Below are 22223 nucleotides of genomic sequence, written 5' to 3' on the forward strand. Positions count from 1 at the left end.
TCCATAAAAGAAATTTGATTAGCTCAAATTGTTTTGCTGGCATCATGTTTGATGTCCAAAATTTTGTTTCGTTCACTAACTCAAGGTTAGCTACTGAAAACTTTATTGATTACGTTTTGCTTGTTCAGTTTTCAAGGTTCATGTTTCATGTTTCATTGTCGACTAGCGACAAAAATAATTATATCAAAATATCAATATGTTTGTCAACAACTATTTTGAAGTGTTTTTTCACTGTCAATGTGACAGGACTTTATTCTATCAAAATATCAATATGTTTGTCAAACCTATTTTGAAATGTTTTTTACTGTCGAAGTGACAGGAATAATAATATATCACGATTACTTTTCACCTGTCAACACGTTTAAACAATTTTTCAATACAGTAGATTTAACAACAGCTAAATCATACTATTAAATAGAATCAACCCTTTCAATTAAAGGAACACATCATAAGGGTACTATAATTAGGTCTACATAAATAATTAACCTCTTAGAAGGAAGCGAATTTTTTAAGCATATTCGTTTCCACGCTCTGTGTATGTTGATTTATACAAGGTTCCTCCTTTGTTATTCGCTACATAAATGCTCCATAAGTGTTGGGTAATCCAAATTGCCGTATTGTATTACTTGCCCATCTTTTTCTACTACCGGAATCATGAGCATATACTTTTCATGTATGCTCTCATCTTCTTCAATATCGATAATTTCTAAATCGAAATCTATATCTTCCTGTACAAGCTTTAATGTATGCAGTCCCTCTACACATAGTCCACAATTCGCTCGACTAAAAAATTTCACGTTCAATTACAGCACCTCCCTTATGAGCTATTATAAAACGAAACAGCTATCTATAAACAATTTTTCGGGAAATAGCACCCATTATTAAAATGGTTCTGACTTTTCCTATCCCTAAAATAACAAAATTATCGGATATATGGATTATTCTATTAAGGTTCTAACTATAAAAGACTGTGCAAGGTCATACTTCCTGCACAGTCTTCTTTCATACATATTATTTTTTCAGATGGCTATCTAAGAATTTCAGCATTGCATTGTAGAATTCGATTCTATTTTCTTCATTATGGAAACCATGGCCTTCATTATCCTTCACCATGTATTCTACATCGACGCCTCTTGCACGTAACGCTTCAACAATTTGATCAGATTCAGCTTTGTTTACACGTGGATCATTTGCACCTTGAGCGACGAATAATGGTGTTTTAATTTTATCCACGTGGAAGACAGGTGAAACTGCTGTTAATAGCTCTTTATCCTTCACTGGATGCCCTACTCGCTCATATAACATTTCACGCATTGTTTCCCAGTATGGAGGAATTGTATTTAATAGCGTAAAGATATTCGATACACCCACATAATCAACTGCCGCTGCATATAGATCTGGTGTGAAAGTGATACCTGCTAAAGTTGCATAACCCCCAAAGGATGCACCGTAAATTCCGATTCGTTTTGGATCTGCAATACCTTGGTTGATTGCCCATTGTACACCATCCGTAATATCATCTTGAATTTTGAGACCCCACTGCTTATTACCAGCCTCAAGGAACTTTTTACCGTATCCAGTCGAAGAACGGAAATTCATTTGTAGTACTGCGTAACCGCGATTTGCTAGTAGTTGCACCTCAGGATTAAAGCCCCACATATCACGTCCCCATGGTCCACCATGTGGATTGACGATAAGCGGCAGATTTTTAGCCTCTTTGTTTTTTGGTAATGTTAAATAACCGTTAATTGTTAGACCGTCTCGACTTTTATATGAAATTGGATGCATTTCTGCAAGCTCTTCTTGTTTTAACCAAGGGCTTAATGTTCCCATTTCTGTCATTTTATCTATTGTTGAATCGTAATAATAATATTTTCCGTAAACAGTGTCACTAGAAACACTAACAATAAATTTTGTCATTTCTTTATTGTAATCATTAATACTTAATTCACTTTCATGAACTCCTAATTTGTTTTGAATTTTACGGAATAGTTTTTCAAAGTCCTTGTCAAAGAATTGATAGTGTACTTTATCCGTTATATATCCACCGTATAATAATTTATCTTTCTCAGGACTATATAATACACCTATTACATCCACTTCTGAGTTGGACATAATTACTTCTTCATTACCTTTCAAATCATATTTAACCACTTCTACTTTATCTCTTCCTTTATTAGAAGTTGCAAAAATATGTTTATTGTCTTTAGAGAAAGCAATTGGCATTACTTCATCTCCTGCTTTCATTTCAATAAATGGCTTGAATTCGTCTTTCTCTGAGTCACGGTAAAGGATAGTTCCTTCTACACCATCTGAGGTAACTGCCATACGTACTTTTCCATCATGATCAGCTAACCAACTCGAAATATTACCTGGGTTTTTAGCAACTTGTGTAGTTTTTCCAGTCTTCACATTAAGCTTGTATACATCAAAGACCTTTGCATCTTCTTTATTCATCGTAATAAGGATTTCGTCTTTAACGCCCTGTAAATCACTTAAGAACCTAACTGTTACATTTGGATAAGGAGTTAAATCTTTTTCCTTATTACCATTAAATTTCGTTGAATAAATGTGGAAGTTTTCATCGCCACCTTTATCCTTTAAATATAGTAAATTATTATCTTTCCAGAATGACCCGGCAATATCACGGTCCTTTGAGCTAGATACACGTACTGGCTCACTATCATCATTCATTTTCTTTACGTACACATTTGAACGATTTTTCCACGCAGAGTTATAAGTAATGTAATTTCCGTCTGGTGAAAGTTGATAGCCGACGCTTCCAGGGTTTTTCATGAAATCTTCTACAGAAATTTCTTTCACGCCTTTATTACTGACAGCGTTTTTCACATTTTTAGCATTGTTTAAAATTTTGACCGCATCTTGTTTAGTAATCGTTTCACTATTCGAAAGACCGTTAAATAAACCAAGCTTATTTGCTTTTTCTTGATACTCGGCAAGTGTTGCTTCTTTTTCTTCTTTATTTAAAGCTCTTACTAAAACACGTGCCACTTCATCACGTTTAATATTGACACTTAAATCTTTTAATTCTGCGCCTTTTACCCACGTATCAATGATTTGCTGACGCATTGTTTCAGATCCATGCTGGAACGTAAGAGCTGTTACCGTTAAATCTAAAAACTCCTTAGCTGATAGACGTTCCTCTCTTACTTCTACTTGACTACTAGTTTCATTGGCCGCGCGCACTTCCTGCATAGATACAGGAATGACAGCAGATGTCGTTAAAATAACCGCTAATGATGCTGATAAAAATCTTTTCTTCAAAACGATTCCCTCCTATTATCAGTTCGCGTCATACATTTTTTGTCAATACAACAAATTTAAACCAACTTCTGTATGTTTGTCAATTTTCTGGTTCACTAGATTAAAAGGTATGAAATCAACTGAATACATGAGTAGATAAACAGTCTGTATGTATTCGTCATCAAAGGTGCAAACAACTGATGACTGAACGAACTCCCCATTACTTCTTGTAGCATAAAACTTTTCATAAGGCGTATTCATGTGTTTTTACTTTCAATAATAAAAGGACTGTGCAATAAACTTCCTTCATAGTTACAGGAATAACAGCTGATGTTGTTAAACTAACTGCTAATGATGCTGATAAAAGTCTTTTATTCAAAGTGGTTACTCCATATCAATACACGTTAGATCGTTAGAACTTTTAAACCAGTAAAAAAGTGAACTCATTTGTAGTTCACTTTTTTGAATATAATAATCAATCGCCTCAGCATAATTCGTCTAGATTCGGAAAGAAGTTAAAATTTCCGACTTGCTCCACCACCAGCAGATGAGCCTCCTCCGAATCCACCAAAGCCACTTCCTCCAGAGCCGCCACTGCCAAAGCCGCCACCAAAACCACCTGGATAACCGCCACGTCGACCTGAACGAGGCCCTCCCCCTCTACCATTTGATACAACAATTACTATGATAACGATTAAAATAATTATCCACGTTGGCATTCCTTCACTGTCTGCTGTATTTTCAGGCACCTCTCCATCCCAATCGTACTCTTGCGCGACATTTTGAAATACTTCCGCATACGTTGCTTTAAATGCCTTATCCATATTTTCAGCACCTACATTTGGATAAAACGCATCATCTAAAATGCGCCCCAGTTTGCCATCAGGTAATGCCCCTTCAAGGCCTTGACCCACTGCAATAACAACATCATTATTGCCTTTCCCCTGCCCAAACGTTGCTAAGATTAACACACCATTATTTTTTTTGGCATCACCAATACCCCAAGAGCGAATCATTTTTGTTGCATACATTTTTGGCTCTTGGCCATTAATATTATCTACTGTTACGACCATAATTTCAGCACTTGTACCTTTATCTAGCTGCTCTGAGTAACGATTGAGTTCTTCCTCTACAGAGGCAGATATAACATTAGCAAAATCATGAATATACGTATTTTTCATCGGTGTTGGCATTGTGGCATCTGCTGTTCTAATAGATAAAATAAATAGGAAGCCAACAATAGCAAGTTGGGTCATCAACCGTTTCATTATTGTTTACCTGAACCGCTAAAATCTATAGATGGTGCCTTTTCAGCACCGGCAGCAGCTTTAAAATATTCCTTCTGTTCAAAGCCAAACATCCCCGCGATTAAATTACCTGGGAAACGTTTGACTGTTTTATTAAAAGCCTGCACTTCATTGTTATAATCTTCTCGGGCAACAGCTAAACGGTTTTCTGTCCCCGCTAATTCATCCATTAATTGACGGAAGTTTGCATCTGCCTTTAAATTCGGATAATTTTCTACAACTACTAGCAATCGACTAAGTGCTCCATTCAATGCATCATTGGCAACCGCTTGCTCCTTTGGACTTTGAGCACTTCCCATTTGTGCACGTGCGTCTGTAATGCTAGCGATAACTTCTTTTTCATGGTTGGCATATCCTTTTACAGATTCTACTAAGTTCGGAATCAAATCGTAGCGACGTTGTAGCTGATTTTCAACCTGAGCCCATTTCGAATCTACGCCCTCCTCAGCCGTTACAAGGCTATTGTATTTTGGTATAAATAGTAAGGACAATACAACTAAAATAATAACGATAATTCCGATAGGTCCAAATATTTTTTTCAACTTTAAAACCACCTTCGCTTTCTTTTAGCTATCACTCAAAATCAGAAATACTATTTATTTTGACGATGAGCCATTCTTTTCATTACCACTAATATGCAACAAAAAAACATCACTATTCTACTTATATGCAAACGCATCAATACCGTATGAAATTTGTCTAACGTGCCATACTTAATATGTAACAAAACTATGATATATAGGAGGCGCTTTTTTTGACACAATCGTTTCAAAATGAATCATCAAACCAAACATCATTCAACCAACAACAAAGCCTAAATCATGGTGGACATGAACTAATGGACATGCATGAAACAATTGGCGAAATTATTGCTGGAATGAATCAATCGATCTTTTTACGTCAACATGTTAAGGATCCTGAGTTACTTAGCATTTTGGATCGCCAATATAATTTCACATTAGGTATGTATAACACAATTGTGGAATCATTTAATACAGGGCATGATCCTTCCGTACCTACAGGACGCTATCAAATGGAGACAGGCAATGATTTCAAATACGGATTAAATCCTGGCCAACCTAAAAAGCCTATGCAAAATGCAAGCGAGCTCAACGACGAAGCAATTTCTGGCTTCCTATTAGGTGCTCAAAAAGGAGCAGCAAAATGTATGACTGCTGCCGCAACTGAAACTACAAACCCTGTAGTTCGACGTGTTGTTGCTGATAGTATTCCCAACTGCATTGAAATGGCATACGAATTATCTATTTACCAAAATATGCACGGCTACTATCAAGTACCACAATATTCTCAACAAGATATGAACACGATGCTTAATTCGTTCGGCACTACAACAAATCCCCTACATTAATAATAAAAAAACAAGAGCAGTCCCATATGTGATGCATCATCACAGGGGCTGCTCTTATTTAATGAACTATAAATTTTCCTCGCTCGTTTTGCGGATTACAAAAAGCTTCTCTCTTCGACAAATAGCCAACACAATCTCTAACTCCACAGTCAAAACCCATTGTATATGTTACTTTTTTTGCAAAAAAAAAAGAATCCCCTCAGATAGGATTCTTTTTTTTCGACTAGTATAACTAGTCTTCACGTACAGTATGTTCACTAAAAAATAATTTGGAGTTGTTGCTCTTTTGAAGGTTTGAAAGGAACAGATACGGGAATAATGCCTATTGGGTAATATTCCCATTAATTTCCCTCTCTTTCTCCACTAAGCAGGCTGCTAAACTACTTATTAGGAGAATTCGAGTTATAAAAATATATCAAATAATCAGTAAAATGGCGCCCTCGGAGGGAATCGAACCCCCAGTGCAAGAACCGGAATCTTACGTGTTATCCATTACACCACGAGGGCAATTGAACAAAAAAAAAGTACCCACTAGGCTTTACGAAAAGCATGATGTAGATAATCCTCATTTGAAGCATACCTGACAAAATAGTGTACTGTACTTTAACTTATGACCTTATTCATTATACAAACGTATTGCTCAAAATTCAACTATAGAATGTAAAACATTTAAACTTTTTTTATCTTCATTCAGTAAGTTCAAAATACCTAGTAAATAAAACGCAGCTACAGTGTATGTCACGCATTAGAAAGGAAGTTAATGTACGGGCTTCAGGCGCATTGTTTATCTACGTAAAAGCGAAGCGCCTGCTTCAATTAACACAAGGCGAAATTATTTTAATTTATTTCACTTTAACAGGGTTAATATTTGACCTTCCCTGACTATAATGTGTATGATAAGGTTACAGCTGAATACGATGGAAGTTTTCAGCAAAAGTATTCGAATTTAGTTTTCTAAGGAGGATTTAACATGAATTTAATTCCTACAGTTATTGAACAAACAAGTCGTGGTGAACGTGCGTACGACATCTATTCACGACTACTAAAAGACCGTATTATCCTATTAGGAAGTGCAATTGATGACAACGTTGCTAACTCAATTGTTGCTCAACTTCTATTCCTACAAGCAGAAGATCCAGATAAAGATATCTTTCTTTATATTAACTCACCAGGTGGATCAATCACTGCCGGTATGGCAATTTATGACACAATGCAAATTATCAAGCCACAAGTACAAACAATTTGTATTGGTATGGCAGCATCTATGGGTGCTTTTCTACTTGCAGCTGGTGAACCAGGTAAACGTTTCGCATTACCGAATGCTGAAGTAATGATTCACCAACCACTTGGCGGTGCACAAGGTCAGGCAACTGAAATCGAAATCGCTGCAAAACGCATTTTATTCTTACGTGAAAAATTAAACGGTATTTTATCAGAACGCACAGGTCAACCACTTGAAGTCATTGCAAGAGATACAGACCGCGATAACTTCATGACTGCTGAGCGCGCAAAAGAGTACGGCTTAATCGACCAAATTATGGATCGCAACGACCGTAAATAAAAAAACGAATGACATCTCAGGTTTATTCCTGAGATGTCTTTTTTTGTTTGCTTTGATGGGTCCACCCTTGATTCGGCTCTTCTATCCGTCGCTTTGGATCTTCTATCCACGTTTTTGCCGTTTCTATCCATGTTTTTGGCGTTTCTATCCATGTTTTTGGCGTTTCTATTCGCGTTTTCTGCGTTTCTATCCACGTTTTTGGCGTTTCTATCCGCGACTTCAGTATTTCTATCTGTCGCGGCCTTTTCTTCCGTCGCTTTGGCCTTTCTTTCCATCGCTTCCACTCTTCTTTCCGTCACTCCGCCCTTTCCATCCGTCGCGGCCTTTTCTTTCCGTCGCTTCGCCATTTCCATCCGTCGCAGCCTTTTCTTCCGTCGCTCTACTCTTTCTTTCCGTCGCCTTGCCTCTTCTTTCCGTCGCTTTACTCTTTCTTTCCGTCACTTCGGCATTTCCATCCGTCGCTTTACCCTTTCTTTCCGTCGCTTCGGCCCTTCTTTCCGTCGCAGCCTTTTCTTCCGTCGCTTTGCCTTTTCTTTCCGCCACTCTACTCTTTCCTTCCGTCGCTTTGACTCTTCTTTCCGCCACTCTACTCTTTCCTTCCGTCACTTTACCCTTTCTTTCTGTCACTTTACCCTTTCTTTCCGTCACCTCGGCTTTTCCATCCGTCATCTTAACTTTTCTTTCCGCCACTTCACCCTTTCTCCCATCGCTTCGACTCTGACTCTACTCCCTATCACTTCAATCTTCCTATCCCTCACGTCGACGATCGGTATAGGATAACATTGACCTTCATCTCAAGTTGTACAAATATCCAACAAAAAATAGGACCTGCTTTTTCAATGTGAAAACGCAAAAAAACTGCCCAATATGTAAGTGTGACCTCTTGGACAGTTTCTGCATTATACGTTTTATTAATCTTCTTTTTCGATTAGGGCTGCTAATGCTGTAACCGCTTGCTCAGCATCGTTACCATCACCGCTAAGGACAACTTCTGTTCCTTTTGCAATGGCTAAGCTCATAACACCCATAATGGATTTAGCATTTACTTTTTTCTCGTCTTTCTCAAGAAAGATATCTGCGCTAAAGCGATTTGCTTCTTGTACAAATAGCGCTGCTTGTCTAGCTTGTAGTCCTAATTTTAATTTTACATGGACTCTTCTCTCGGTCATTCTTAAAACTCCCCTTTACTACCGTTCATCTTATTATTTTTATCTTACCTTACTTACTAGCAAAAGAACAACACGTACCTGAAAAGTATGAAAATTTAGCCACCAATTTTTTCGCCACTTCTTAATGCATCAGCAATCTCATCAATTTTACGTAATCGATGATTGACACCTGATTTACTAACCGTTCCACTTGATACCATTTCACCAAGTTCTTTCAGTGTTACATCTTGATATTCTACTCGTAATCGCGCTATTTCACGAAGTTTTTCTGGTAATTGATCGAGACCTATTGAATTTTCAATAAATCGGATATTCTCTACCTGACGTAATGCGGCACCTATTGTTTTATTTAAGTTCGCTGTTTCACAGTTAACAATGCGATTAACACTATTTCTCATATCTCGTAATATGCGGACATCTTCGAACTTCATCATTGCTTGATGAGCTCCAACGATATTAAGGAAATCGGAAATTTTTTCAGCTTCTTTTAAATAAGTTACAAAGCCTTTTTTTCGTTCAATTGTTTTTGCATTTAGCTCAAATTCATTCATCAAATCCATTAAAGCCTCGCCATGTTCTTTATATAATGAATAAATTTCTAAATGGTAGGCTGATGTTTCTGGATTGTTGACAGAGCCTCCAGCTAAAAATGCTCCTCGTAAATATGCTCTTTTTTGGCCACCCTTTTTAATGAGCTCTCGAGAAATAGTATGATTAAATTGAAAGTCGTCTGAGATGATTTCTAAATCAATTAGTAGCTCACGCGCACCTTCTCTAACACGGCAAATGTATACGTTATTTTTTTTCAAACGCATTTTTTTTCTAACAAGCAACTCTACATTATATGGATATAGTTTTTTCATAATCGTATAAAGCCTTCTTGCGATTGCAGCGTTTTCAGTTTGTACGTCTAAGCTTAACTGCTTATTAGCGAAAGATAATGAACCATTCATACGAATTAGGGCAGATACTTCTGCTTTCATACAATGATTGTCCGCTTCTATTTGAGTTAATTCCTTTTTCGTTTCAGAAGCAAAAGACATATCACGCCCTCCTTTCAACCTTTTGTTCTATGTATATGCCATCTTATCATATACAATAAGCGCTTTATAATTCACTAACTTTTTGCCTCATAGATTTTTGCATAATCTACAAGCCATTCCGCAACGTTTGCCGCATTATGACGAACCGTTCCATCAGGACGAATCGTGGCAATATCTCGTTGAATAACCTCTAATCGCATACTTTCGAGCTTGGCAACGTCGAACGTTACTGGCTCAGCACACTCTTCCTTATAAAGTTCTTTTACAGGATGAGGAAGCTTTACATCATTTACTAAAATAGAATCAATGAATGCGTCTCCAACATGGTCATATAAAGCTTTTACATGATCACCAGCTGTATAGGAAATGGTTTCACCTTTTTGAGTCATTAAATTACAAACGTAAATTTTTCTTCCTTTTGCCTTTACAACAGCTTCTCCAATTTCTTTTACAAGAAGGTTTGGAATTATACTCGTATATAAACTTCCCGGACCAATTAAAATATAGTCAGCACGATTGATTGCTCGAATAGCCTCTGGTAGCGGTTGCACGTTTTCAGGTACTAAAAAAACTCGACTAATTCGTTTTTTAGCAAAGGGAATTTTAGATTCACCTTCAATGATAGAACCATCCTCAAGTTCGGCATGTAAATATATCTTTTTATTAGCAGCTGGTATGACGCGGCCATGCACCTTTAAAACCTTTCCCATTTCACTAATAGCATGGTTAAAGTCACCGGTAATATCTGTTAAAGCCGTCAGCATTAAATTACCTAATGAATGACCACGTAAATCTTCCGATGCTAAAAATCGATATTGAAACATTTGCTCTACAAGCGGCTCGACATCAGATAACGCTGCGATAACATTACGGACATCACCAGGTGGTGGGATATCATAGTCATCTCGTAAGCGTCCTGAAGAACCACCATCATCTGCTACTGTAACAATTGCAGTAATATCAAATGGGTGGTGCTTGAGGCCTCGCAGCAGGGTAGAAAGCCCTGTGCCACCACCTATTACAACAAGCTTTGTTCGCTTCTTTCCCATTCACTCAATCCTTTCTACGATTGATGTCACGATGCGCAATAACGGTATTTTCCTTCCCAGCTAAATATGCCCCGAAATATTCCGCTAATGTTACTGAGCGATGCTGTCCTCCAGTACATCCAAAAGCAATGACAAGTTGCGATTTACCCTCTTGTCTATAAAGTGGAATCATAAATTCAAACAAATCCGTCAATTTTTGAATGAGTGTTTGCGTATCCTCAAGTGCCAGCACATAAGAAGATACCTCTGTTTGTAATCCTGTTTTATGACGTAACTCTTCTACATAATATGGATTTTTTAAAAAACGGACATCAAACACTAAGTCGGCATCGATCGGCATACCATGTTTAAATCCAAAAGACATAATATTTACTGAGAATATATTATTGGCATCATTTGCAAATTCTTTTGCAATTTTTTCACGTAGCTCTTTTGGCTTCATATTAGATGTATTATAAACAAATTTAGCGCGCCCTTTTACTTCCGATAAAAGATTACGTTCTCGTTTAATGCCATTTAATAGCAACCCATTTGCAGCCAAAGGATGTGCACGTCTTGTTTCCTTATAACGTCTAACTAGCGTTGCATCATCTGCATCTAAAAATAAAATTCGTGCAACTATATCTCCTTCTTTAAGCATATGGTCGAGGGCGCCAATAAGAGAATCAAAAAAGTCGCCGCCACGCATATCCATGACAGCTGCTATACGTGTAATATTTTTACCCGAATCCCTTAGTAGGGTTAAAAATGTTGTGAGTAACGCTGGTGGTAAATTATCAATACAGTAATACCCTAAATCTTCAAAGCTTTGAATAGCTACTGTTTTCCCAGCTCCAGACATTCCTGTAATAATAACTAATTCATGTTTACCTTTTAGGTCTTCAACCACCACTGTCATGCAGCTCCTTTATTGTTCTATTGATATTTGTATTTTCTCATGAAGTAATTCAAAATCGGTCGTATATTCAAATGTACCGTACTGAACGCCTGATTGTGAGATAGCAAATTGTAAGTTTGTACGATCACCTTCAGCCATTGGCAAATGTTTCAAGTCCTCTACTGGGTGCCATGCGAGTTTGCCTTCTCTAGTTTCTTTAAACGGTATGCCTTCTATATCCTTTGCAACAAACGTATAAAGCATCCATTCGTCCACTACCTCATTGTTTTCTTTAATAATCATCGTATAAACACCCTTTAAATGAGCATTTATAGGTGTGACATTTGTTTCTTCTTTAAATTCACGTACAGCAGCCTCATAAATCGACTCACCGCTCTCCATTTTACCGCCAGGAGCTACGTACCAACCACGTCTCGGCTTCTGAAGTAATAATACTTGATCGTCTTTAATGGCTATTAAATTTGCAATTCTTTGCATAGGCACACCTCTAATCACTTTTACGTTCTTCCTTTTATTATAGCAAGACTAAACAAGGTTTGTCCTCAATTCTAAACTTTAGGGGCATTGCAATTTTAACTTCACCGATACATGTGTGGCTACCTATTTTTAACCTCTATTCAAGCATATGAAACTTCACCATAAAAAAATTCAAAATTTCCGTTTACAACAAAAATAGGTTGCTCCACCTTATTTGGCGGAAACAACCTACTCAACAAAATAAAAGGGGGATTGCTAATTACACTTTTTATCTTACACCTTTTATATGTCATTCAAGTTACAACTATATTAAGACCGTATTAAAATTGTATATTTTTCCTTAAAAACTAATCAAGAGGATCATACCCATAACCTGGGGTTGATTTCCGTTTCAGCTGGGCGCTTTCTGTCCAGCCTCCGCTCCAATCAACTTGTTTATATAGTATACGTTTTAACAAATGTCATCCACACAACTTTTGGTGATGATCCATTCAAAAACAGATTTTAGGAGTGCTCCACTTTAAGCATTAATTTTTTCTAATAATTCTTCCACATAATGCTGTACGGCTTGTGCTGCAATACTTCCGTCACCTGTTGCTGTAACGATTTGACGAAGTGATTTTTCGCGTACATCACCAGCTGCAAAGATACCTGGTACTGTTGTTTCCATATTATCATTTGTCAAAATATAACCGGCATCATTTAATATACCTAGTGATTCAAATGGTTTTGTTAATGGTAGCATTCCAATGTAAATAAATACGCCATTAGTAGCAAAATCTGATTCCGTACCATCTACAGTTGATTGTAATGTTACACTTCCAACTTTACCATCAGCTTCATTGATTTCTTTGACTGTTGCATTCCAAATGAAATCAATTTTTTCGTTAGCAAAGGCACGATCTTGGAGAATTTTTTGTGCGCGTAATTTATCACGACGGTGCACAATTGTTACTTTATCAGCAAAGCGAGTTAAATAAACGCCTTCTTCAACAGCAGAATCTCCGCCACCTACGACAACAAGATTTTTTTGCTTGAAGAATGCACCATCACATACTGCACAATAGCTGACACCACGGCCACCAAGTTCTTTTTCGCCAGGTACGCCCATTTTTTTATACTCCGCACCTGTAGAAATAATAATTGCTCGTGTTTTATATTCTTTAGCACCTGATTTTATTGTTTTATATTCTTCACCATCAATAATTTCAGTTACATCGCCATACGCATATTCTGCACCAAATTTCTTAGCATGGTCGAACATTTTTGTTGATAGCTCAGGCCCTAAAATTGTATCAAATCCAGGATAGTTTTCTACTTCTTCTGTATTTGCCATTTGTCCGCCAGGGATCCCACGTTCAATCATTAAAGTTGAAAGGTTGGCACGTGATGTATAAACAGCCGCAGTCATACCAGCCGGACCTGCACCAATTATTACAACATCATAAATTTTTTCTTCTGACATAAATACTTCCCCCTAAACAAATACTTTTTTACCTTCATTCAGTAGGTGCGCAAACACCTACTGAATGAAGATAATGCCTCGGACGTAACCAAGACTCCATTGATAATAACTTCAGTATGTTCATCGTATGTGAAAGTAAAAAGTTATTCAACTATGTTGCTCACAGTCTAATTATTCGTACTTGGTAAAAACGTTAAAATTTCATCAATATACTTCGATAAAGTTGACACGGATACTCCGTATTGCTGAGCTATTTCTTTTTTTGTCACCTTGAGATTACGAGAAGAGCGGAATAAATAGTCATTTGCTCCTGCAATAGCCGCTGGATTTGTAAAACGATAATTGTTTATCAATGCTTGCTCACAAAGTACAAACCACATTTGGAACATTGGTGCAATTAATGTCGTCAGCTTACCATACTGTTCTAGTAAAATTTCTGACACACTTACTGCTCGTATAAAGCTAGCCTCTACTTTGTTTTTCATATCAAATTGATGTCCTAGTGCATAAGCTAGGAACAGCTTTTCATACGCATTACATTGGTCAACATCTATCCATTTGGGATGAGCGATAATTTCCTGTTTATGTGCTGTACAACTTAGTAAAAATAAACCAAATATGCGTTCACTTGTATAATCGCTCTCCAGCTTCTCCACAATATAATCACGGTCATGCTCTAATGCATCCAGTGAAAACGTGTTTTCTTCTTGGCGCCAAGGTTCAAAGCCTTCTTTTTCAGGATCTAGCTCAAGTAGCTGCTCCCATGCACTCTTTGATATTTCTTCATGTCCTGAGAAATAAGCTGCATGAGATAACCAAAAGTAAAAGCCAGCATCGCCTACATAGCCTCTTTTTTGCATGCTACGCAACCATTTAAATGCTAATTCATATTGTCCAACGAGCGCTAATGTTGCACCTAACTTATAGCGATGTTCCCATAAGTATGGCTGAATTTTCACAAGTACTTCTAAAAGATCTTTTAAATCCTCTTCATTTTTTTCATAGTACGCGATCACCGTTAAATTACATAGTGCATGTAAATTTCCCTTATTTTCACGTAATACATTATTTAGAAGAGCCTTCGCCTGCTCTGCTTCACCAACATAAAAATAGGCAAGAGCTAAGTTATTATAGGCAGACCAAAAATCTGGTCTATCCTCAATTAACTCTTCTAGCATATTAATAGCTTCAGGGAAATCTCCCTTTTCCATACAACGTCTTGCTTGCTCCTGCCGATATAAATCTTCAGCAGAACCTTCAAGCTCTTCAAAGTCATCCTGCTCAATATCAACAAAGTCTAATATTTCAGCAGCTTCATCAGCATAAGCACCCTCTGGCTCTATTTCTAAATATTGCTCTGCAAAGCGTTTAGCATCATGTATAATACCAATGCATCCTGAAACCTCTGCCATGTAAAAAATAATTTCTGGATTTTCTTTATCTATCTGATAGGCACGATGAAGAAGATCATACGCTTCCTCGAAACGTTGACCCTCTAACTCTACTATCGCTAATTGCAATAAAATCATTGGATCATCAGGACTTAAATCAACTGCTCGCTGTAAATATTTATAGGCTTTATTCATTTGTCCGCTATTCATTGCTTGAATTGATTTTTTATAATAATAGTCGCCTGTTGGAATGAACGACACTATATTCGTTTGATTCTCTTTCTGACGTTTCTTTTCCAATACATTTCCTCCGAAACAAGAAATAAGGAACGTATGATACGTTCCTTTACACAGTAACTTCTATTATAACATACAATAAGCAATATGCCGTTATTTCTCCTCATGACGTTTTTCTAACACATGTAACACGTCATAAACACTTACTTTTTGCTCTTGTAGTAAAACGAGTAGATGGTAAATTAAATCGGCAGCTTCCCATTTTACTTCTTCTGTATCACGATTTTTAGCACCTATAACAACCTCAGTCGCTTCTTCTCCAACTTTTTTACAGATTTTATCGATTCCTTTATCGAATAAATATGTAGTATACGCCCCTTCTGGCATTTCTTGCTCACGTTTCGCAATAACATTGGTAAGTTTAGAAAGAATCTCAACAGATCCGACTTTGGCATTTTGCTGAATAATTTCTGTAAAGCAAGAAGTTGTTCCATTATGACAAGCTGGGCCAGCAGGAATTACTTCCACGACTAATGCATCACCGTCACAGTCCGCTTTAATTGATACAACTTTTTGTGTATAGCCACTAGTTGCCCCTTTGTGCCAGAGCTCTTGACGTGAACGTGAGAAGAACCATGTTTCTCCCGATTCAATTGTTTTTTCTAGAGATTCTTTATTCATATAGGCTACAGTTAGTACTTCTTTTGTATTCGCATCTTGTACTACCGCAGTGACAAGACCTTTTTCATCAAATTTAATGCTGTCCATCATCTTACTGCCACTCCTTTTTCACGTAAGTACTCTTTTACTTGTGCTACGCTCGTTTCTTTGTAATGGAAGATGGATGCGGCAAGTGCTGCATCTGCATCGACATCTTCAGCTAATACCTCGTAAAAATGGTCGGCATTCCCTGCACCGCCACTTGCAATAACAGGAACTGTCACAGCTTCTCTCACAGCTTTTGTTAAGGCTAAATCAAAACCTGATTTCTCGCCGTCCTGGTTCATACTCGTTAATAAAAATTCACCAGCACCTAAGCGAACCGCTTCCTTTGCCCACTCAGTTGCCTGCCATGTTGTTTTATTTCGTCCTCCATGCGTATAAACCATCCATGTAGCATCTTCCTCACTAAAGCGAGCATCAATAGCGACAACAATACATTGTGCGCCAAAAAAATCAGAACCTTCTTTAATCAGCTCCGGTCGCTCTAAAGCAGAAGTATTCACGGATACTTTATCAGCACCTGCACGTAAAATGCGTTTCATATCATCTAATGTACGGATTCCACCACCTACTGTGAATGGAATGGCTAATGTAGCTGCAGTTTGTCGGACGACATCAACCATCGTTTCACGGCCTTCATGTGATGCCGAGATATCTAGAAACACAAGCTCATCTGCCCCCTGCTCATCATAAAACTTAGCAAGCTCTACTGGGTCACCCGCATCACGTAATGACACAAACTGTACACCTTTTACAACACGTCCCTCTTTCACATCAAGACATGGAATAATGCGCTTTGTTAACATGATGCTACCCCCTCCAACCACTGCTTTAATAAATACACACCCAGTTCACCTGACTTTTCGGGATGGAACTGCATGCCCGTAATAGAGCCATTTGCAACAATGCCAGGAACTTTAATACCACGGTAATCCGCATAAGCGACAAGCTCCGTTTCATCAATATCGGTCGCATAAAATGAGTGCACAAAATAAACATGCTTTGCTGTTCCTTCACCCTTTAACCATAAAGGTCGCTCTGTTACTACGAGCTCATTCCATCCCATATGCGGTACTCGGTACTTCTGCCCTGCGTTGTCACCACTAAATCGTTTAATGCTTCCTTTAAAAAAGCCCAACCCCTTCGTAGTGGTCACTTCTTCACTTTGCTCAAATAATAGTTGCATGCCTAAGCAAATTCCGAGAAGTGGTCGATTTTCAGCTTTCACCTTCTGTAAATATCGATCTAAATTCGTTTCAGCTAAACGTTTGATAGCATCTGGAAAAGCCCCAACACCAGGAAGCAACAATGCATCTGTTGCATCTAGCTCAGTCTCGTTAGACGTGACTACAACCTCACAGCCAAGTCGTTTTAAGGCTTGTTCAACACTAAATAAATTCCCCATTCCATAATCAATAACACCTATTTTCACGTTAACAGCCCCTTAGTCGATGGTACACCTTTCACACGTGGATCTATTTCCACCGCTGCGTCGATGGCACGTGCTAACGCTTTAAAAATAGCTTCGATAATATGATGTGTATTTTGTCCATAAGGTACGATAACGTGAACATTCATCCTTGCCTCAAGTGCAAACTTCCACAAAAATTCATGTACTAATTCAGTATCAAAACTACCGACCTTTTCCTTCAATGGTGGCACACGATATTCTAAGTGCGGACGATTCGAGCAATCCACAACGACCTGTGCTAGCGCATCATCCATTGGCACAAATGCTGTCCCGTAACGTTTTATTCCTTTTTTATCACCTAGCGCTTCACGAATAGCTTGGCCTAATACAATTCCGAGGTCTTCTGTTGTATGGTGATCGTCTATATAGGTATCACCGTTCGCTTGTATTGTCCCATCAAAAAGCCCATGTTTGATAAATAGATCAAGCATGTGATCCATAAAGCCAACACCCGTTTCAATATCCGCCTTTCCTTCACCATCTAAATCGATGGCAACCGAAATTTGTGTTTCATTGGTTGTACGTTCAACTTTTGCATATCGTTTCTTTTCAGTCATAGTACTACTCCTTTTCCCATCCTCGCGATTCGACTGCACGCGCATGACCCTCTAAACCTTCCATACGTGCCAGACGTGCAATTTTCGGTGCATTTTCTGCCCAAGTTTTTTCACTATAAAAGACGACGCTCGATTTTTTCACAAAATCATCAACGTTTAAACCACTTGCAAAGCGTGCCGTGCTATTCGTTGGTAGAACATGATTTGTCCCTGCAAAGTAATCACCCACTGGTTCTGAGCTATAACGACCGATGAAAATACCACCTGCATGTCGTACTTGCTCCGCTACAGCCTCAGCATTTTTTGTGACAATTTCTAAATGCTCAGGTGCTAGCGAATTAATCGCATCTATGGCATCTGCCATCGTTTCAGCCACATAAATGGCACCAAAGTTTTCTATCGATGCTCGCGCTACCTCTTCACGCGGTAAAGTCGTTAATTGCTTCTTCACCTCATCAGCTACTTTTTTAGCCAATTGCTCAGAAGTCGTTACTAAAATGGCACAAGCCAATTTATCATGCTCCGCCTGTGATAAAAGATCGGCCGCGATTTCATCAGCAAACGCTGTGTCATCCGCTAACACCGCAATTTCACTTGGGCCTGCAATCATATCAATTGCTACCTCACCAAATACTTCACGTTTTGCTAATGCTACAAAAATATTTCCTGGACCTGTAATTTTATCAACGGGAGAAATTGTCTCTGTGCCATACGCAAGAGCCGCAATCGCCTGAGCTCCACCGATTTTGTATATTTCTTCTACCCCTAAAATATGCGCTGCCGCAAGTACACCTGGAGGTAATTTTCCATCGCGACCTGCTGGAGATGTCATCACAATGCGTTTGACACCAGCAACTTGTGCAGGAATAACGTTCATCAATACTGATGATGGATATGCTGCTGTACCACCAGGAACATAAAGACCTACTGCATCGAGAGCAGTAATTCGTTGTCCAAGCCATGAACCATCTGCAAGCTCCATGCGATAACCTGAACGCTTTTGCTGCTCGTGATAAAGGCGAATATTTTGAGTAGCTTCTGTTAAATCAGCATAAAGCCGTTGATCAATTGTATTAGCGCCCTCTTCTAACTCTTCCTTCGTTACGCGTAAATAGTCAGGGGCAAAGCCATCCCATTTTTCTGTATAAAAACGTATGGCTGCGTCACCTTGTGCACGAACATCTTTCAATACTTGGCGCACAACCTTTAACTGTTCCTCATTTCCACCTTCCAGTGGTCGCTTTAAGGAAATACCTTTTTCTAGCTTTAATATTTTCATAGGATTAATCTCCTTTAAATCTAGGAATTCATGTAGGTGCCCCTTCCAACAGGAGGCTTGATTTATTTAACACATTTCTTTAAACGTTTCACGAGATCGATAATACGGTCACTCTTCATGCGGTAGCTTACAGGGTTGGCAATTAATCGTGATGATACGTCTGTAATAAATTCATATTCCACTAAGCCATTTTCTTTCAGCGTACGGCCTGTTGAAACAATATCAACAATTCGATCTGCTAAGCCAATCATGGGCGCCAATTCTATCGAACCATTTAGCTCAATAATTTCAACCTGCTCGCCAATACCCTTATAATATTTCATTGCAATATTAGGATATTTTGTCGCTATTCTTGGTGCAATTTCATTCATTGTCGTATTAGGTAAGCCTGCTGAAGCGATATAACAAGTACTTATTTTCAAATCCAATAACTCATGCACTTCACGTTGCTGTTCTAACAAAACATCCTTCCCAGCAATACCAATATCCGCTACACCATGTTCAACGTACACAGGCACATCCATTGGCTTTGCTAATATGAAACGGATTTTCTCTTCTGGAATTTCAAGCATTAATTTACGGGACATTTCGACTTCTTCTGGTAAATTAAAGCCGGCTTCTATAAGCATCTCGTATGCCTCGTCAAAGATGCGTCCCTTCGGCATAGCAATCGTTAATTCATTCACCGTCAACGTCCTCCTGTCCCACAACCACTACTTCTGTGAAGTGTGCTAAAAATGCTTCTTCTTCAACAAGGCTACTCCTTAACTGCAAGGTTGCCTGTTTACCAGCTGCTCGTAGCGTTTTTACTTTTGCAATCGCCTCTTCAAATTGTTCTTCCTCAAATAACACGACTGTAGCTTCTTGTCGTTCGACAGACTGCCCATCCAATGTTTCTAATAAGCGATCAACGCGAATACTAAATCCTGTAGCGCCTACTTTTGAGCCAAATACCTCCAGCAATCCGTCATAGCGTCCCCCATTGCCTAATGGAAAGCCACTGCCGGTAGCAAACACTTCGAATAACATGCCTGTGTAATAGCTCATATGACTAGAAAGTGTAAAATCAAAGGCTATATAATCCGCTAAGTTTGTAATTTCAAGTAGTTTAGCGAGCTGCTGCATATATTCTAATGCGTCATTTTTCCGCACGTATTTTTCAATATCTTGAATTTCTTTAACATCCATAGCTTCTTCAATAAATTGCAGTAATGCATCGGATTTTGCCTTAGGTAAATCAAATGATTCCACCGCTTCTTCAAATCCTACATAATTACGTTGCACAAGGAGTGCCCGCAGTATATTTTGTTGTTCAACGCTTTCTGTATAATCTTGTAAAATACAATTTAATATACCTGCATGACCGATCGTCATTTTAAAATTTACTAATTCAAAATGCTTTAATAACTCCATAGCTGTCACAATAACTTCAGCATCAGCAAATACAGAATTGTCCCCAATTAACTCGATCCCCATTTGATCAAATTCTGCCGGACGTCCACCTTCCGCTTCCTGTGCTCGAAAGACGCTAGCAAAATAGGCGAGACGTACTGGGATCATCTCTTTTAATAGTTTCGAGGTTGCCACGCGTGCAATCGGTGTTGTCATATCAGGTCGTAATACTAACGTGTTGCCTTGGCTATCTACTAATTTAAATAAATGCGCATCGGCTATTGCAGATGCTTTACCGACTGTATCGAAATACTCTACTGCAGGTGTTTTAATAAATTCATAGCCTCTTCGGCATAAAAAGTCTCGTCCAGTATTTCTAACAGTCTCTACCTTTTCGAATATTTGTGGAAATGTATCGCGCATTCCAAGTGGTTTTTCAAACATTTTAATCGACGACATTTTGACACTTCCTTACGATTCACTTTAACTCACTAGAGTGTTAGAGAATTAGATTATGAAAGAATTCTAACTTATTTCTTCTTTTCCGTCAATGCAATACCACGAAATTATCAAATAATTTCAATACTGATTATTCTGTTAATTATACTTAAAAATAAAAAAATTTAAACTTTAATTAACAGAGTAAGCTTTTTTCTCCTTAAACAAGTAAATCTTTACACAAAAATTGTGCAGAGCAAGGTGTAGGTAAACTGAATAAAGCATGACTATTCGGCAAAACGAGTGGTTGATTTCCGTTCCGACAGGGCGCTTTCCTGGGGGTGTCCAGTCTCCACTACAATCAACCACTTCACATAGCATGTATAGTTTATAACGATAAAACGGACTTCAGCATGTCTGTACAAAAGCAAACCCATAGCAACAGATAGTTCTGCAGCGAAAGAAAACGCCAACTAAAAGTTTATATGCAAAAGCAAAATAGCACGTACCACTCCTGGAAAGCGATTAAACTTCATACGTGACCATACGAAAAAACTGTGCACAGCAAAGCTTGCACAGTTTCGATGTTATTATTTTTTTGGCGTGGACCATTCCACTACTTCATTGCGTTTGCGTTCCGCCATTTGTTCAGCTGAATAAATAATTTGCATAGGATTGCCGCCTGCTAGACAGCCTGCAGGCACATCCTTATGTACAAGGGTTGCAGCTGACACGATCGCACCGTCACCTATCGTTACACCTGGTAGTATCGTTGAATTAGCACCAACCATTACTTCATTGCCAATATGAACATCTCCTAGACGATATTCCTCTATTAAATATTCATGCGCCAAAATAGTCGTATTGAAGCCTATAACGGTATTGTCACCAATGTGAATACGTTCTGGAAACATTGTATCTGGCATAACCATTAAAGCTATGGAAGTTTGTTCACCAATGTCCATTTTTAAAAAAGTTCTATACAACCAGTTTTTCACACGTAAAAATGGTGTGAAGCGTCCAATTTGAATGACAATGAAACACTTCATCACCTTCCAAAAGGACACCGTGTCATAAATATTCCAAAGCGAGTTTGCCCCTTCGACACGATAGCGTTCTGTTTTACGTGCCAT

Annotated in this window: 23 protein-coding genes and 1 tRNA gene; 2 read left to right on the forward strand and 22 right to left on the reverse strand. The window is 38.3% G+C overall.

From position 1 onward, the window contains the following. Nucleotides 1-566 precede the first annotated feature (566 nt). The 5 genes from ACQKN4_RS13985 to ACQKN4_RS14005 form a co-directional block, all read right to left on the reverse strand. Nucleotides 567-803, reverse strand: a complete 237-nt coding sequence (locus ACQKN4_RS13985; protein WP_079563759.1) for a glutaredoxin family protein — start codon at nt 801-803, stop codon at nt 567-569. Between the two features lie 208 nt (nt 804-1011). Beyond that, nucleotides 1012-3285 carry a prolyl oligopeptidase family serine peptidase gene (locus ACQKN4_RS13990; RefSeq protein ID WP_427483976.1) on the reverse strand — a complete coding sequence of 758 codons (2274 nt, stop codon included), beginning with the start codon at nt 3283-3285 and terminating at the stop codon, nt 1012-1014. Nucleotides 3286-3508: 223 nt separating this feature from the next. Beyond that, nucleotides 3509-3643: a hypothetical protein gene (locus ACQKN4_RS13995; RefSeq protein ID WP_427483977.1), complete on the reverse strand. Its 135-nt coding sequence runs from the start codon at nt 3641-3643 to the stop codon at nt 3509-3511. 136 nt (nt 3644-3779) lie between these two features. Continuing rightward, nucleotides 3780-4532, reverse strand: a complete 753-nt coding sequence (locus tag ACQKN4_RS14000; protein ID WP_427483978.1) for a TPM domain-containing protein — start codon at nt 4530-4532, stop codon at nt 3780-3782. Further along, on the reverse strand, nt 4532-5113 hold the full coding sequence (locus tag ACQKN4_RS14005) for a LemA family protein (protein ID WP_079563762.1): 582 nt from the start codon (nt 5111-5113) through the stop codon (nt 4532-4534). The genes ACQKN4_RS14000 and ACQKN4_RS14005 overlap by 1 nt, the downstream gene beginning before the upstream one ends. A gap of 212 nt (nt 5114-5325) precedes the next feature. Here ACQKN4_RS14005 and ACQKN4_RS14010 point away from each other — a divergent pair, with 212 nt between their 5' ends. Further along, entirely contained in the window at nt 5326-5940 is a 615-nt protein-coding gene (locus ACQKN4_RS14010) for a spore coat protein (protein WP_079563763.1), read from the forward strand. A 432-nt stretch (nt 5941-6372) separates the two neighbouring features. On the opposite strand, the gene ACQKN4_RS14015 is transcribed toward ACQKN4_RS14010, so the two are convergent. Beyond that, a tRNA-Arg gene (locus ACQKN4_RS14015) sits at nt 6373-6447 on the reverse strand. A 463-nt stretch (nt 6448-6910) separates the two neighbouring features. Between ACQKN4_RS14015 and clpP the strand changes: the two genes are divergently transcribed. Beyond that, a complete protein-coding gene (gene clpP / locus ACQKN4_RS14020) occupies nt 6911-7501 on the forward strand; it encodes an ATP-dependent Clp endopeptidase proteolytic subunit ClpP (protein WP_079563765.1) in 591 nt (196 codons plus the stop codon). A 228-nt stretch (nt 7502-7729) separates the two neighbouring features. Here clpP and ACQKN4_RS14025 read toward each other — a convergent pair whose 3' ends face one another. The 16 genes from ACQKN4_RS14025 to ACQKN4_RS14100 all read right to left on the reverse strand — a co-directional run bounded on the left by ACQKN4_RS14025 (nt 7730) and on the right by ACQKN4_RS14100 (nt 22223). Beyond that, nucleotides 7730-8149: a hypothetical protein gene (locus ACQKN4_RS14025; RefSeq protein WP_427483979.1), complete on the reverse strand. Its 420-nt coding sequence runs from the start codon at nt 8147-8149 to the stop codon at nt 7730-7732. Nucleotides 8150-8412: 263 nt separating this feature from the next. Then, nucleotides 8413-8670, reverse strand: a complete 258-nt coding sequence (locus tag ACQKN4_RS14030; RefSeq protein WP_053485816.1) for an HPr family phosphocarrier protein — start codon at nt 8668-8670, stop codon at nt 8413-8415. Between the two features lie 95 nt (nt 8671-8765). Beyond that, entirely contained in the window at nt 8766-9713 is a 948-nt protein-coding gene (gene whiA, locus ACQKN4_RS14035) for a DNA-binding protein WhiA (RefSeq protein WP_079563766.1), read from the reverse strand. A gap of 74 nt (nt 9714-9787) precedes the next feature. Further along, the gene (locus tag ACQKN4_RS14040) at nt 9788-10762 is read right to left on the reverse strand and encodes a gluconeogenesis factor YvcK family protein (protein ID WP_079563767.1); all 975 of its coding nucleotides are present in this window, start codon (nt 10760-10762) and stop codon (nt 9788-9790) included. Between the two features lie 4 nt (nt 10763-10766). Next, complete coding sequence (gene rapZ, locus ACQKN4_RS14045; RefSeq protein ID WP_079563768.1) at nt 10767-11660, reverse strand: RNase adapter RapZ; 894 nt, start codon at nt 11658-11660, stop codon at nt 10767-10769. 9 nt (nt 11661-11669) lie between these two features. Further along, entirely contained in the window at nt 11670-12137 is a 468-nt protein-coding gene (locus ACQKN4_RS14050; protein WP_079563803.1) for an 8-oxo-dGTP diphosphatase, read from the reverse strand. Nucleotides 12138-12657: 520 nt separating this feature from the next. Continuing rightward, on the reverse strand, nt 12658-13602 hold the full coding sequence (trxB, locus tag ACQKN4_RS14055) for a thioredoxin-disulfide reductase (RefSeq protein WP_427483980.1): 945 nt from the start codon (nt 13600-13602) through the stop codon (nt 12658-12660). Nucleotides 13603-13769: 167 nt separating this feature from the next. Then, on the reverse strand, nt 13770-15293 hold the full coding sequence (locus ACQKN4_RS14060; RefSeq protein WP_079563770.1) for a tetratricopeptide repeat protein: 1524 nt from the start codon (nt 15291-15293) through the stop codon (nt 13770-13772). 90 nt (nt 15294-15383) lie between these two features. Further along, nucleotides 15384-16001 (reverse strand): bifunctional phosphoribosyl-AMP cyclohydrolase/phosphoribosyl-ATP diphosphatase HisIE, encoded by a 618-nt coding sequence (hisIE, locus tag ACQKN4_RS14065; protein ID WP_079563771.1) that lies wholly within the window; start codon nt 15999-16001, stop codon nt 15384-15386. Further along, entirely contained in the window at nt 15998-16759 is a 762-nt protein-coding gene (gene hisF, locus ACQKN4_RS14070; RefSeq protein WP_427483981.1) for an imidazole glycerol phosphate synthase subunit HisF, read from the reverse strand. Before hisF ends, hisIE begins: the two co-directional genes overlap by 4 nt. Continuing rightward, nucleotides 16753-17385, reverse strand: a complete 633-nt coding sequence (gene hisH, locus ACQKN4_RS14075; protein WP_427483982.1) for an imidazole glycerol phosphate synthase subunit HisH — start codon at nt 17383-17385, stop codon at nt 16753-16755. Before hisH ends, hisF begins: the two co-directional genes overlap by 7 nt. Next, a complete protein-coding gene (gene hisB / locus ACQKN4_RS14080; protein ID WP_427483983.1) occupies nt 17382-17981 on the reverse strand; it encodes an imidazoleglycerol-phosphate dehydratase HisB in 600 nt (199 codons plus the stop codon). Before hisB ends, hisH begins: the two co-directional genes overlap by 4 nt. Nucleotides 17982-17985: 4 nt before the next feature. Further along, the gene (hisD, locus tag ACQKN4_RS14085) at nt 17986-19260 is read right to left on the reverse strand and encodes a histidinol dehydrogenase (RefSeq protein ID WP_427483984.1); all 1275 of its coding nucleotides are present in this window, start codon (nt 19258-19260) and stop codon (nt 17986-17988) included. Between the two features lie 62 nt (nt 19261-19322). Further along, the gene (gene hisG / locus ACQKN4_RS14090; protein ID WP_427483985.1) at nt 19323-19946 is read right to left on the reverse strand and encodes an ATP phosphoribosyltransferase; all 624 of its coding nucleotides are present in this window, start codon (nt 19944-19946) and stop codon (nt 19323-19325) included. Further along, nucleotides 19939-21111 (reverse strand): ATP phosphoribosyltransferase regulatory subunit, encoded by a 1173-nt coding sequence (locus tag ACQKN4_RS14095; RefSeq protein WP_427483986.1) that lies wholly within the window; start codon nt 21109-21111, stop codon nt 19939-19941. Before ACQKN4_RS14095 ends, hisG begins: the two co-directional genes overlap by 8 nt. Nucleotides 21112-21680: 569 nt before the next feature. Continuing rightward, nucleotides 21681-22223 carry an acyltransferase gene (locus ACQKN4_RS14100; protein ID WP_079563778.1) on the reverse strand — a complete coding sequence of 181 codons (543 nt, stop codon included), beginning with the start codon at nt 22221-22223 and terminating at the stop codon, nt 21681-21683.

It is taken from the genome of Lysinibacillus sp. NPDC093692 (assembly GCF_050280125.1).
GTDB lineage: Bacteria > Bacillota > Bacilli > Bacillales_A > Planococcaceae > Lysinibacillus.

Coding starts and splice junctions, on each gene's coding strand:
- ACQKN4_RS14000 (WP_427483978.1), bottom strand. CDS start 4,532: ATGAAACGGTTGATGACCCAACTTGCTATTGTTGGCTTCCTATTTATT.
- clpP (WP_079563765.1), top strand. CDS start 6,911: ATGAATTTAATTCCTACAGTTATTGAACAAACAAGTCGTGGTGAACGT.
- ACQKN4_RS14030 (WP_053485816.1), bottom strand. CDS start 8,670: ATGACCGAGAGAAGAGTCCATGTAAAATTAAAATTAGGACTACAAGCT.
- whiA (WP_079563766.1), bottom strand. CDS start 9,713: ATGTCTTTTGCTTCTGAAACGAAAAAGGAATTAACTCAAATAGAAGCG.
- ACQKN4_RS14040 (WP_079563767.1), bottom strand. CDS start 10,762: ATGGGAAAGAAGCGAACAAAGCTTGTTGTAATAGGTGGTGGCACAGGG.
- rapZ (WP_079563768.1), bottom strand. CDS start 11,660: ATGACAGTGGTGGTTGAAGACCTAAAAGGTAAACATGAATTAGTTATT.
- ACQKN4_RS14050 (WP_079563803.1), bottom strand. CDS start 12,137: ATGCAAAGAATTGCAAATTTAATAGCCATTAAAGACGATCAAGTATTA.
- trxB (WP_427483980.1), bottom strand. CDS start 13,602: ATGTCAGAAGAAAAAATTTATGATGTTGTAATAATTGGTGCAGGTCCG.
- hisIE (WP_079563771.1), bottom strand. CDS start 16,001: ATGATGGACAGCATTAAATTTGATGAAAAAGGTCTTGTCACTGCGGTA.
- hisF (WP_427483981.1), bottom strand. CDS start 16,759: ATGTTAACAAAGCGCATTATTCCATGTCTTGATGTGAAAGAGGGACGT.
- hisB (WP_427483983.1), bottom strand. CDS start 17,981: ATGACTGAAAAGAAACGATATGCAAAAGTTGAACGTACAACCAATGAA.
- hisD (WP_427483984.1), bottom strand. CDS start 19,260: ATGAAAATATTAAAGCTAGAAAAAGGTATTTCCTTAAAGCGACCACTG.
- ACQKN4_RS14095 (WP_427483986.1), bottom strand. CDS start 21,111: ATGTCGTCGATTAAAATGTTTGAAAAACCACTTGGAATGCGCGATACA.
- ACQKN4_RS14100 (WP_079563778.1), bottom strand. CDS start 22,223: ATGGCACGTAAAACAGAACGCTATCGTGTCGAAGGGGCAAACTCGCTT.